Annotated in this window: 12 protein-coding genes; 7 read left to right on the top strand and 5 right to left on the bottom strand. The window is 64.3% G+C overall.

What is annotated here, in order from left to right:
• Nucleotides 1-110 precede the first annotated feature (110 nt).
• From lepA to pdxJ, 6 genes are all read left to right on the top strand, one after another.
• Nucleotides 111-1,910 (top strand): translation elongation factor 4, encoded by a 1,800-nt coding sequence (lepA, locus tag ACQ4N9_RS03365; protein WP_390967170.1) that lies wholly within the window; start codon nucleotides 111-113, stop codon nucleotides 1,908-1,910.
• A gap of 5 nt (nucleotides 1,911-1,915) precedes the next feature.
• Nucleotides 1,916-2,770 (top strand): signal peptidase I, encoded by an 855-nt coding sequence (lepB, locus tag ACQ4N9_RS03360; protein WP_153788757.1) that lies wholly within the window; start codon nucleotides 1,916-1,918, stop codon nucleotides 2,768-2,770.
• Between the two features lie 160 nt (nucleotides 2,771-2,930).
• Nucleotides 2,931-3,620 carry a ribonuclease III gene (gene rnc, locus ACQ4N9_RS03355; RefSeq protein ID WP_110993796.1) on the top strand — a complete coding sequence of 230 codons (690 nt, stop codon included), beginning with the start codon at nucleotides 2,931-2,933 and terminating at the stop codon, nucleotides 3,618-3,620.
• Nucleotides 3,613-4,515: a GTPase Era gene (era, locus tag ACQ4N9_RS03350; RefSeq protein WP_125462816.1), complete on the top strand. Its 903-nt coding sequence runs from the start codon at nucleotides 3,613-3,615 to the stop codon at nucleotides 4,513-4,515. The genes rnc and era overlap by 8 nt, the downstream gene beginning before the upstream one ends.
• Before the next feature lie 124 nt (nucleotides 4,516-4,639).
• Entirely contained in the window at nucleotides 4,640-5,323 is a 684-nt protein-coding gene (gene recO / locus ACQ4N9_RS03345) for a DNA repair protein RecO (protein ID WP_125857603.1), read from the top strand.
• A 62-nt stretch (nucleotides 5,324-5,385) separates the two neighbouring features.
• Nucleotides 5,386-6,108, top strand: a complete 723-nt coding sequence (gene pdxJ, locus ACQ4N9_RS03340; RefSeq protein ID WP_374045877.1) for a pyridoxine 5'-phosphate synthase — start codon at nucleotides 5,386-5,388, stop codon at nucleotides 6,106-6,108.
• Between the two features lie 116 nt (nucleotides 6,109-6,224).
• Here pdxJ and ACQ4N9_RS03335 read toward each other — a convergent pair whose 3' ends face one another.
• Both ACQ4N9_RS03335 and ACQ4N9_RS03330 read right to left on the bottom strand, forming a co-directional pair.
• A complete protein-coding gene (locus ACQ4N9_RS03335) occupies nucleotides 6,225-7,610 on the bottom strand; it encodes a heavy metal sensor histidine kinase (protein WP_390967171.1) in 1,386 nt (461 codons plus the stop codon).
• Complete coding sequence (locus ACQ4N9_RS03330; protein ID WP_110995102.1) at nucleotides 7,607-8,281, bottom strand: heavy metal response regulator transcription factor; 675 nt, start codon at nucleotides 8,279-8,281, stop codon at nucleotides 7,607-7,609. Before ACQ4N9_RS03330 ends, ACQ4N9_RS03335 begins: the two co-directional genes overlap by 4 nt.
• A 392-nt stretch (nucleotides 8,282-8,673) precedes the next feature.
• On the opposite strand from ACQ4N9_RS03330, the gene ACQ4N9_RS03325 reads away from it, so the two are divergent.
• On the top strand, nucleotides 8,674-8,877 hold the full coding sequence (locus tag ACQ4N9_RS03325; protein WP_125462819.1) for a hypothetical protein: 204 nt from the start codon (nucleotides 8,674-8,676) through the stop codon (nucleotides 8,875-8,877).
• 237 nt (nucleotides 8,878-9,114) lie between these two features.
• On the opposite strand, the gene cmoB is transcribed toward ACQ4N9_RS03325, so the two are convergent.
• From cmoB to ACQ4N9_RS03310, 3 genes are all read right to left on the bottom strand, one after another.
• Nucleotides 9,115-10,071, bottom strand: coding sequence for a tRNA 5-methoxyuridine(34)/uridine 5-oxyacetic acid(34) synthase CmoB (gene cmoB, locus ACQ4N9_RS03320; RefSeq protein WP_125462820.1), 957 nt, complete (start codon nucleotides 10,069-10,071; stop codon nucleotides 9,115-9,117).
• Nucleotides 10,068-10,811 (bottom strand): carboxy-S-adenosyl-L-methionine synthase CmoA, encoded by a 744-nt coding sequence (gene cmoA, locus ACQ4N9_RS03315; protein ID WP_125462821.1) that lies wholly within the window; start codon nucleotides 10,809-10,811, stop codon nucleotides 10,068-10,070. Before cmoA ends, cmoB begins: the two co-directional genes overlap by 4 nt.
• An 89-nt stretch (nucleotides 10,812-10,900) precedes the next feature.
• The gene (locus ACQ4N9_RS03310) at nucleotides 10,901-11,293 is read right to left on the bottom strand and encodes a protease inhibitor I42 family protein (protein ID WP_390967172.1); all 393 of its coding nucleotides are present in this window, start codon (nucleotides 11,291-11,293) and stop codon (nucleotides 10,901-10,903) included.
• Nucleotides 11,294-11,422: the final 129 nt, after the last annotated feature.

The raw sequence follows: 11,422 nt of genomic DNA, 5'->3' as shown, positions 1-11,422 counted from the left end.
GGATGTAGGCAGGCCGATAGAGGAATCTCCCATATCCCTGCGGCTTGAGGTACAATTCCCGGCTATTTTTCGGCGGGCGTCCGGCTCGCAGCCTTTTCGAGTGTTGACCCGTGAGTGATTTGAGTCATATCCGCAATTTCTCCATCATCGCCCACATCGACCATGGCAAGTCGACGCTGGCCGACCGTTTCATCCAGATGTGCGGTGGCCTGTCGGCGCGCGAAATGGAGGCCCAGGTCCTCGATTCCATGGACCTGGAGCGCGAGCGCGGGATCACCATCAAGGCCCACAGCGTCACCCTGCACTACAAGGCGCAGGACGGTAAAACCTACCAGCTGAACTTCATCGACACCCCCGGTCACGTGGACTTCACCTATGAAGTTTCGCGTTCGCTGGCAGCGTGCGAGGGTGCACTGCTGGTGGTAGACGCCGGCCAGGGCGTCGAAGCCCAGTCCGTCGCCAACTGCTACACCGCCATCGAGCAAGGCCTCGAGGTAATGCCGGTGCTGAACAAGATGGACCTGCCCCAGGCCGACCCGGACCGCGTCAAGGACGAGATCGAGAAGATCATCGGCATCGACGCCACCGACGCCGTGGCCTGCAGCGCCAAGAGCGGCATGGGCGTGGATGAGGTGCTCGAGCGCCTGGTGCAGACCATCCCCGCGCCGCAAGGCGAGATCGACGCGCCGCTGCAGGCGCTGATCATCGACTCCTGGTTCGACAACTACCTGGGCGTGGTCTCGCTGGTGCGCGTGCGCCAGGGCCGCGTCAAGAAGGGCGACAAGATCCTGGTCAAGTCCACCGGCAAGGTGCACCTGGTCGACAGCGTCGGCGTGTTCACGCCCAAGCACACCCAGACTGCCGACCTCAAAGCCGGTGAAGTAGGCTTCATCATCGCCAGCATCAAGGACATCCATGGTGCACCGGTCGGTGACACCCTGACCCTGTCCTCGACCCCAGAGGTCGAAGTGCTGGCGGGCTTCAAGAAAATCCAGCCACAGGTCTACGCCGGCCTGTTCCCGGTCAGCTCCGACGACTTCGAGGACTTCCGCGACGCGCTGCAGAAGCTGACCCTGAACGACTCGTCGCTGCAGTACATGCCGGAAAGCTCCGACGCCCTGGGCTTCGGCTTCCGTTGCGGCTTCCTCGGCATGCTGCACATGGAGATCATCCAGGAGCGCCTTGAGCGCGAATACGACCTGGACCTGATCACCACCGCGCCAAGCGTGATCTACGAGCTGGAGCTCAAGACCGGCGAAACCATCGTTGTCGACAACCCGTCGAAGCTGCCTGATGTGTCGTCCGTCACCGATTTCCGCGAGCCGATCGTCACCGCGACCATCCTGGTACCGCAGGAACACCTGGGCAACGTCATCACCCTGTGCATCGAGAAGCGTGGCGTGCAGCGCGACATGCAGTTCCTCGGCAGCCAGGTGCAGGTGCGTTACGACATGCCGATGAACGAGGTGGTGCTGGACTTCTTCGACCGCCTCAAGTCCACCAGCCGTGGCTACGCTTCGCTGGACTATCATTTCGACCGCTACCAGTCGGCCAACCTGGTCAAGCTGGACGTGCTGATCAACGGTGACAAGGTCGATGCCCTGGCACTGATCGTGCACCGCGACAACGCCGCCTACAAAGGCCGTGCGTTGACCGAGAAGATGAAGGAGCTGATCCCTCGGCAGATGTTCGACGTGGCGATCCAGGCAGCCATTGGCGGCCAGATCATTGCGCGGACAACCGTCAAGGCGCTCAGAAAGAACGTACTGGCCAAGTGCTACGGTGGCGACGTAAGCCGTAAGAAGAAGCTGCTGGAGAAGCAGAAGGCCGGTAAGAAACGCATGAAACAGGTCGGTAACGTGGAAATTCCACAGGAAGCCTTCCTCGCCGTGCTCAGGTTGGATAGCTAGGTCCTATGTCGCTAAATTTCCCGCTGTTGCTCGTCATCGCCGTTGCCGTCTGCGGCCTGTTGGGTCTGATCGACCTGCTGTTCCTGGCCCCGCGCCGGCGTGCGGCGATCGCCACCTACCAGGGCAGCGTCAGCCAGCCAGAAATGGCCGTGGTCGAACGCCTGAACAAGGAGCCGTTGCTGGTCGAGTACGGCAAGTCGTTCTTCCCGGTGCTGTTCATCGTGCTGGTGTTGCGTTCGTTCCTGGTTGAGCCGTTCCAGATCCCGTCGGGTTCGATGAAGCCGACCCTGGAAGTGGGCGACTTCATCCTGGTGAACAAGTTCTCCTACGGCATCCGCCTGCCGGTGATCGACAAGAAGGTCATCGAAGTCGGTGACCCGCAGCGCGGCGATGTCATGGTGTTCCGCTACCCCAGCGACCCGAACGTCAACTACATCAAGCGGGTGATCGGCCTGCCGGGCGACCAGATCCGCTACACCAACGACAAGCGCCTGTTCGTCAATGGCCAGGCGGTTGCCGAGCAACTGGTCGGCAGCGAGCCGGGCACCTTGGGCAGCGCCGAGCTGTACAAGGAAAAACTCGGCGAAGTCGAGCACCTGATCCGCAAGGAAATGACCCGCTACCGCATGCCGCCGGACCAGCAATGGACCGTGCCGGCCGGGCATTACTTCATGATGGGTGACAACCGCGACAACTCCAACGACAGCCGCTACTGGGATGATCCGAACATCCCCAAAGAGCTGCACGGCATGGTCCCTGACCGGAACATCGTCGGCAAGGCGTTCGCCGTTTGGATGAGCTGGCCTGAGCCAAAACTCAGCCACCTGCCCAACCTGTCGCGGGTCGGCCTGATCCACTAAGTATCGACGGCGCTGTCTGCGGACAGCGCCGATTGCTTTTCTGACATAGGCTGTGTTCTCAGGGAGTGAGAGGTTTCGCCATTTTGATGTCGGACCACAGCCAAACCGTCTTTCAGGATGTTGATTTGAACAACGCGTTGAACATTGTACGGGTGGCCCCATGAGTGCTTCCCTTGCCCGCCTGGAGCGCAAGCTCGGCTACACCTTCAAGGATCAGGACCAGATGCTGCTGGCCCTGACCCATCGCAGTTATGCCGGGCGCAACAACGAGCGCCTGGAATTCCTTGGCGATGCCATTCTCAACTTCGTGGTCGGCGAAGCGCTGTTCGAGCGCTTCCCACAGGCCCGGGAAGGCCAGCTGTCGCGCCTGCGGGCGCGCCTGGTCAAGGGTGAAACCCTGGCCCGCCTGGCCCGTGGCTTCGACCTTGGCGAGTACCTGCGCCTGGGCTCGGGCGAGCTCAAGAGCGGCGGTTTCCGCCGCGAGTCGATCCTCGCCGACGCCCTCGAAGCGCTGATCGGCGCCATCTACCAGGACGCCGACATGCAGACTGCGCGCGAGCGCATCCTGGCCTGGCTGACCGACGAGTTCGAAGGCCTGACCCTGGTCGACACCAACAAAGACCCCAAGACCCGCCTGCAGGAGTTCCTGCAGTCGCGTGCCTGCGAGCTGCCACGTTACGAAGTGGTGGACATCCAGGGCGAACCGCACTGCCGGACCTTCCTCGTCGAATGCGAAGTGGTCCTGCTGAACAAGAAAAGCCGTGGCCAGGGCGTAAGCCGGCGTATTGCCGAACAGGTCGCCGCCGCCGCCGCATTGATCGCCCTGGGCGTGGAGAATGGCAATGACTGAGAACACTTCGACCCGCTGCGGCTATGTCGCCATCGTCGGCCGCCCCAACGTCGGCAAGTCGACGCTGCTCAACCACATCCTCGGCCAGAAGCTGGCGATCACCTCGCGCAAGCCGCAGACCACCCGCCACAACATGCTCGGTATCAAGACCGAAGGTGATGTGCAGGCGATCTATGTCGACACCCCCGGCATGCACAAGGCGAACGACAAGGCGCTCAACCGCTACATGAACCGCAACGCCTCGGCGGCCTTGAAAGATGTCGACGTGGTGATCTTCGTGGTCGACCGCACCCGCTGGACCGATGAGGACCAGCTGGTACTCGAGCGCGTTCAGTACGTGACCGGCCCGGTGATCCTGGCGGTCAACAAGACCGACCGCATGGACGAGAAGGGCGACCTGATCCCGCACCTGCAGTGGCTGCAAGAGCAACTGCCGAATGCCGAGATCGTGCCGATCTCGGCCCAGCAGGGGCACAACCTCGAGTCGCTGGAAGCGCTGATCGCCAAGCACCTGCCGGAGAACGACCACTTCTTCCCGGAAGACCAGATCACCGACCGCAGCAGCCGCTTCCTCGCCGCTGAGCTGGTACGCGAAAAGATCATGCGCCAGCTGGGTGCGGAGCTGCCGTACCAGATCACCGTGGAAATCGAGGAATTCAAGCAGCAGGGCCATGTGCTGCACATCCACGCGCTGATCCTGGTCGAGCGTGACGGCCAGAAGAAGATCATCATCGGCGACAAGGGCGAGCGCATCAAACGCATTGGCTCCGACGCGCGCAAGGACATGGAAACGCTGTTCGACGCCAAGGTGATGCTCAACCTCTGGGTCAAGGTCAAAGGCGGCTGGTCCGACGACGAACGCGCTCTGCGTTCGCTGGGCTACGGCGACCTGTAAGCCTCCCAGACACACCTGCTTTCCCTGTGGGAGCGGGTTTACCCGCGAATGCGATAGTGGATTCACTGACGCTTTCGCGGGTAAACCCGCTCCCACAGGTGCATATGGCCCTCAGAGACAGCGCATGGATCAACCCACCCCCCAGCCGGCCTACGTGCTGCACAGCCGCCCCTACAAGGAAACCAGCGCCCTGGTGGATTTCCTCACGCCCCAGGGGCGGGTGCGTGCGGTACTGCGCCGTGCGCGGGGCAAGGGCGGCAGCCAGGTGCGGCCGTTCGTGCCACTGGAAGTGGAACTGCGCGGGCGTGGTGAGCTGAAGACCGTATGGCGCCTGGACAGCAACGGTATCGCGGCCTGGCTGCATGGCGATGCGCTGTTCAGCGGCCTCTACCTCAACGAACTGTTGATGCGCCTGTTGCCCGCCGAGGCACCGCAGCCAGCGCTGTTCGAGCATTACACCCTGACCCTGCAAGCCCTGGCCGCCGGCCGACCGCTGGAGCCGCTGTTGCGCTCGTTCGAATGGCGCTTGCTGGACGAGCTGGGTTACGCCTTCTCGCTGGAGCACGACGTGAATGACGACCCGGTCGTCGCCGAGGGCCTGTATCGCCTGCAGGTGGATGCCGGCCTGCAACGGGTCGAGCTGTTCCAGCCCGGGTTGTTCAAGGGCACCGAGTTGCAGGCCCTGGCCCAGGCCGATTGGGACGCCCCCGGCGCCTTGCTCGCCGCCAAGCGCCTGATGCGCCAGGCCCTGGCGGTGCACCTGGGGCCCAAGCCACTGGTCAGCCGGGAACTGTTTCGCAAGCGCTGATCAGCACGTATGCTGTGGCCCTCAACTTTCAGGAGTGCCCCTTCGTGACTCACAGCAACCGCATGCTTCTCGGCGTCAACATCGACCACGTGGCGACCCTGCGCCAGGCCCGGGGCACCCGCTATCCAGACCCGGTCAAGGCCGCGCTGGACGCCGAGGAAGCGGGCGCCGACGGCATCACCGTGCACCTGCGTGAAGACCGCCGGCACATCCAGGAGCGCGATGTGCTGGTGCTCAAGGACGTGCTGCAGACCCGCATGAACTTCGAGATGGGCGTCACCGAAGAGATGATGCTGTTCGCCGAGAAGATCCGCCCGGCGCATATCTGCCTGGTCCCGGAAACCCGTCAGGAGCTGACCACCGAAGGTGGCCTGGACGTGGCCGGCCAGGAGGCGCGGATCAAGGCCGCGGTCGAGCGCCTGTCGCGCACCGGCGCCGAAGTGTCGCTGTTCATCGATGCCGACGAGCGCCAGATCGAGGCCTCGCGTCGGGTGGGTGCGCCGGCCATCGAACTGCACACTGGCCGTTACGCGGATGCCGAGACGCCGACCGAAGTGGCCGAAGAGCTCAAGCGCATCGTCGATGGCGTGGCGTTCGGTATTGGCCAGGGGCTCATCGTCAACGCCGGCCACGGGCTGCATTACCACAACGTCGAAGCCGTCGCCGCGATCAAGGGCATCAACGAGCTGAACATTGGCCATGCGCTGGTGGCCCATGCGCTGTTCGTCGGCTTCAAGGCCGCCGTGGCCGAGATGAAAGCGCTGATCGTCGCCGCTTCGCGCTGATCTTCGAGGGCCAATCGCCGGCAAGCCGTCTCCCACAGTTTTAGCGCTAGCCTCAAGTCTTGCGCTGTACCTGTGGGAGCCGGCTTGCCGGCGATTGGCCAGTGCAGGTGAAACCGCTATTGGCTCTGGAACAAGAGGGTAAAGCGGGTCGGCCCTTTGGCCTGGCTCAGCACCTCAACCCGCCCCCCATGCAACTGCATGATCGACTTCACGATCGCCAACCCCAGCCCGGTCCCGCCCTCAAGACGTGACCGCCCGCTGCCCGCCCGGTAGAAACGCTCGAACAGGTGCGGCAGATGCGCCTCGCCAATGCCAGCCCCCTGATTTTCCACCCAGACCCCGACTTCATCACCCAGCCGCTCGACCCCCACGGTCACCTTTTGCCCTTCCGGGCTATGCCGTATCGCATTGCTCAGCAAGTTCGACAGCGCCCGCTGGAACATCAGCTTGTCTGCCAGGGCCGTGCCCCAGCCCTGCAGTTCCAGTGTGATGCCTTTGAGCTCGGCGCTGAAGGCAAACAGCTCACTCACCCGGGCCATCTCGTCAGCCAGTGCCACCGGCTGCAGCGCTACCTGGCTTTGCGGCTGGCTGACCTGGGCGAGGAACAGCATGTCGTTGATGATGCGGTTGAGCCGGGTCAGCTCCTCGACACTGTCCTCCAGCGCTTCACGGTACTTGTCGCCATCGCGCTCGCGGGCCAGGGTCACCTGGGCCTTGCCCATCAGGTTGCCGATCGGTGTGCGCAATTCGTGGGCCAGGTCGTCGGAGAACTGCGACAACTGGCGCACGCCCTGATCGAGGCGATCAAGCATGACGTTGATCGCCCGGGCCAGGTCGGCCAGCTCGGTCGGCAGGCCCTCCACCGGCAAGCGGTGGTCGAGGTCCTGGGCCGACACTTGCCCGGCGATGCGGCGAAAGTGACGCAGCGGGCGCAGGTCGCGCTGCACCAGCTTCCAGGCAGCGATGCCGATCAGCAGCAGCAACAGCGGCAAGGCGAGCAGGGTCGAATGCAGGTAGGCCTGCAGCAGGGCGTTGTCGTCGCCGCGGTTGAGCGACATCAGCACATTCACCGGGGTGTCGTCGCGCAGCAGCATCAGGCGGCTGGCGGTGAGTACCTCGTTGCCTTGATCGCCGCGCCATTCGTGGAACACCAGCCGGGGGCTCGCGGCCATTTCCAGCAGGTGCCGGGATTGCAGGGCCGGGCCAAGGCTGAGCAGGGCCGGGTGACGGCCGCTGGTGGCAATGACGCTGAGGCTCAGGTTGTCATGGCCCATTACCAGGTCGAGCAACGGGTGAGCGCGGGTGCCGAGGTCGTCGCTGCGCAGGTCCACCCGCAGGTTGTGCTCGACCTGCAGCATCTTGCGCGCCAGGTCCTTGCGCGCACGGCTGTCCAGCTCGTGGTCGAGGGCGAACACCGCCAGGGTGGCCAGCAGCAGCACCAGGGCTGCGCCCATCAGGGTGACGGTCAGGCCGAGGCGCAGCGACAGGGTGGCGCGCTTCACGCCCGCGCCTCGAGCACATAGCCGACGCCACGCAGGGTGTGGATCAGCTTGTCCTCGAAGGGGTCGTCGATCTTCGCCCGCAGGCGGCGGATCGACACCTCGACCACGTTGGTGTCGCAATCGAAGTTCATGTCCCACACCAGCGAAATGATCTGCGTGCGCGACAGCACTTCGCCGCTCTGGCGCATCAGCAGGTGCAGCAGGGCGAACTCCTTGGCGGTCAGGTCGATGCGCTGGCCGCCGCGAAAGGCACGGTGGCGGCCGGGGTCGAGCTCAAGGTCGGCGACTTTCAGGGTGCTCGGTTGCAGGCGCTGGTCGTTGCGCCGCAGCAGGCTGCGGATACGTGCCAGCAGCTCGGGGAATTCGAAGGGTTTGAGCAGGTAGTCGTCGGCGCCCAGGTCCAGGCCCTTGACCCGATCGGCAAGGCGGCCGTGGGCGGTGAGCATCATGATCCGGGTGGACGACTCGGCGCGCAGGCGCTGCAGCACGCTCCAGCCATCGAGCTCGGGCAGGTTGACGTCGAGGATCACCAGGTCGTAGGGCTGCTGGCGGGCCAGGTGCAAGCCGTCGGTGCCGGTATGGGCGCAGTCGACCACGTAGCCGTTTTCGCGCAGGCCTTGCTGCAGGTAGTCGGCGGTACGGGGTTCGTCCTCGATGATCAGTAGGCGCATGGTGGGCTCGGGTTACGGAAAGGGGGCGATTCTCGACCCTGTAGTGACATCAGGGTCAAGCGGTGAGGATGTTACTGGATGCGAATGGGTAAACGGCGGGGATAACGGATTTGTAATACACGGGTCATGTGCGTGACAGGGCCGGCCTCATCGCCGGCAAGCCGGCTCCCACCCCGTCCGCATCAGCCCAAGCCATGCGCAAACCTTGTGGGAGCTGGCTTGCCAGCGAAAGGGCCGCAGAGCGGCCCCAATTCAAGGCAGTTGCTCCACAGAAGGCGCGACTTACCGGCGATGGGGCCAGTCTTGCAACACTGTAATCTGCGCCTCACCTTGGCGTTAGCTGCCCCTTGCGATGATGGCCCTGTCGATACAGTTATCACGAGGCAAGCACGATGAACCTGAGCAAATACCTGCTGCTGGCGATCCTCGCCCTGGGCAGCACTAGCGTTTTCGCCGAGGGTGGCGCGGAGCGTTCGAAGCAGTTCTGGCAGGCGTTCCGCGAGGACCAGGCACGCCTGTACGGCGACAAGCAAGAGGCCGTGGCCGAGCGCGAGCGCAAAGCCGAAGAGAAGGCCCGCGAGTTGGCCAAGGATTGAGTGACCGCCACCTGCGCCGCGACAGCTCCTCGCCGCAGGTGTATTCAGGCGCCCCTTCAGGGTAGTGCCAGTCAGTTAAGCCATTTGGGGTCGCTGCGCGACCCTTCGCGGGTAAACCCGCTCCCACAGGGCATCGAAATCCTGTGGGAGCGGGTTTACTCGCGAAGGGCTGCAAAGCAGCCCCAACAAGTGCGATGAAGCGCTAACTGACTGGCATTACCCTTCAGGGCGCCCTTTTTATTTGCGCGCCAGCAGCGTGGCGCGGCGCGGGGCCGGCAGGCCTTCGATGGTCTTGCCGTGGTCGTTCGGGTCGAGGAAGTCGCCCAGCGACTGGTAGCGCATCCACTCGGTGCTGCGCTGCTCCTCGACGCTGGTAACGCTGACATCGACGCAGCGCACATCACTGAAGCCGGCGCGGCGCAGCCAGCGCTCCAGCGCCGGCACCGACGGCAGGAACCACACGTTGCGCATCTGCGCATAACGGTCCTCGGGCACCAGCACCTGGTTTTCATCGCCCTCGATCACCAGGGTTTCCAGCACCAGCTCGCCACCTTTCACCAGGCAGTCCTTGAGCGCCAGCAGGTGCTCGATGGGCGAGCGGCGGTGGTAGAACACGCCCATGGAGAACACCGTGTCGAAACCTTCCAGGTTGGCCGGCAGCTCTTCCAGGGCGAACGGCAGGTGCCAGGCCGGCAAGTCCGGCAGGTACTGCTGCACCGCCTGGAACTGGCAGAAGAACAGCCAGTTGGGGTCGACCCCGATGACCATGTCGGCACCGGCGCCGAGCATGCGCCACTGGTAGTAGCCGTTGCCGCAACCCACATCGAGCACGCGCTTGCCCTTAAGGTCCAGGTGCGGGCCGACCCGCGACCATTTCCAGTCCGAGCGCCATTCGGTGTCGACGTGCACGCCGAACAGGTCGAACGGCCCCTTGCGCCAAGGCGACAGCCCCATCAAGGCCTGGCGCATCTGCTCCCGGGTGGCATCGTCGCAGTCGCAGTCCAGGCGCAGGCCGTCGACCAGGTCGACCTCGCTTGGCGTCAGTCGTGGCAGCGCTTCGAGCGCGCCGCGCCAGCGGTCGAGGTCGCCGTGGCCCTTTTCCAGCTTGGTTTGCAGTTGTGCCTGCAGGCCTTGGGACCAGGTGGCGAGGGGCGTGCCCGCCAGGCGGCGGACGAGAGGGGACAGATCGATCATGGCAGGGCTATCAGCGAGGCAAAGTTAAGGCATTGGAACCAGGGCACGACCTTGGAGAAACCGGCGGCGCGCAGGCGCTCGGCATGGGTTTCCAACGTATCGGGCTTCATCACGTTTTCGATGGCGCTGCGCTTCTGGGCGATTTCCAGTTCGCTGTAGCCATTGGCCCGTTTGAAGTCCAGGTGCAGGTCGTTGAGCAGTTGCTGTTGCTGGTCGTCGGCGAAGCGCAGCTTTTCCGAGAGGATCAGCGCACCGCCCGGCAGCAGGGCCTGGCGAATACGGCCAAGCAACTCCAGGCGCTGTTCGGGGGCGATGAACTGCAGGGTGAAGTTCATCGCCACCACCGAGGCGGGCTCGAACGGCAACGACAGGATGTCGGCCTCCAGCACCTGTACCGGCAACAGCTCCTGGAACATCGAATCCTGGGCCGTGAGGTATTGGCGGCAGCGCTCGACCATGGCCGCGGAGTTGTCCACGGCAATCACCCGGCAACCCTCGGTGCGCACGTGTCGGCGCAGGGCCTGGGTCACCGCGCCCAGCGAGGCGCCGAGGTCGTACAGCGCTGTATTCGGCTGGGCGAAGCGCGCGGCCAGCACGCCGAGGTTCTCGACGATGGTCGGGTAACCGGGCACCGAGCGCTTGATCATGTCCGGGAACACTTGCACCACGTCCTCGTTGAAAACGAAGTCGGGTACCTGCTCCAGGGGCTGGGCGAAAAGGCGGTCGGGTTGTTTGCTCACGAAGGGTCCGGGCGGCTGGCAATCTACAGGGGCGGCATTCTAGCCAAACCACGGCAAGCTTGCATGACTGGCTGACCGGCGCTGCTGGCTCACTTGACCCGAATGGCGCAATCGAAGGTCTGCACCGGGCGCACTTCCGGGGCCCAGGGCTGCTGGTAGACCAGGATCAGGTGGCCCTCGCCGGCGGCCTTGGCCTGGAAGCGCCAGGTGGAAATGCCGCCGCTGCCGACGATACCGGCTTCCTCGGGGGTGCTGTACACCTCGGGGCCGAGGGTGCGGAGGATTTCCGGGGCCGGGTTCTGCAACAGCCAGCGGTAACCGGTGGTGGGGTTGCTGGGCAGGGTGAGGGTCATGTTCTGGCCGACCTGCAGGCGCGTCGGGCATTCGCTTTCGGCGTCCAGTTCGACGGTGCGTTGCGGCTGTTGCGCGCAGGCGGTGAGTAGGGCGAGGCCCAGGGGAACGAGCAGACGAGGGAGGGTCATGTTGGCTCCGGAGGCTGAATTTGCCAGAGGATAACCGAAGTTGTGCTGCCTGTGCCGGCCTCATCGCGGGGCAAGCCCGCTCCCACAGATCATGGCACCTGTGGGAGCGGGCTTGCCCCGCGATCGGGA

This window comes from Pseudomonas sp. ES1 (genome assembly GCF_050586605.1).
In the GTDB taxonomy this organism is placed as follows: Bacteria; Pseudomonadota; Gammaproteobacteria; order Pseudomonadales; family Pseudomonadaceae; genus Aquipseudomonas; species Aquipseudomonas sichuanensis.
The sequence above is the reverse complement of the archived record's forward strand: the minus strand, read 5'-3'. Positions and strand labels throughout refer to the sequence as shown.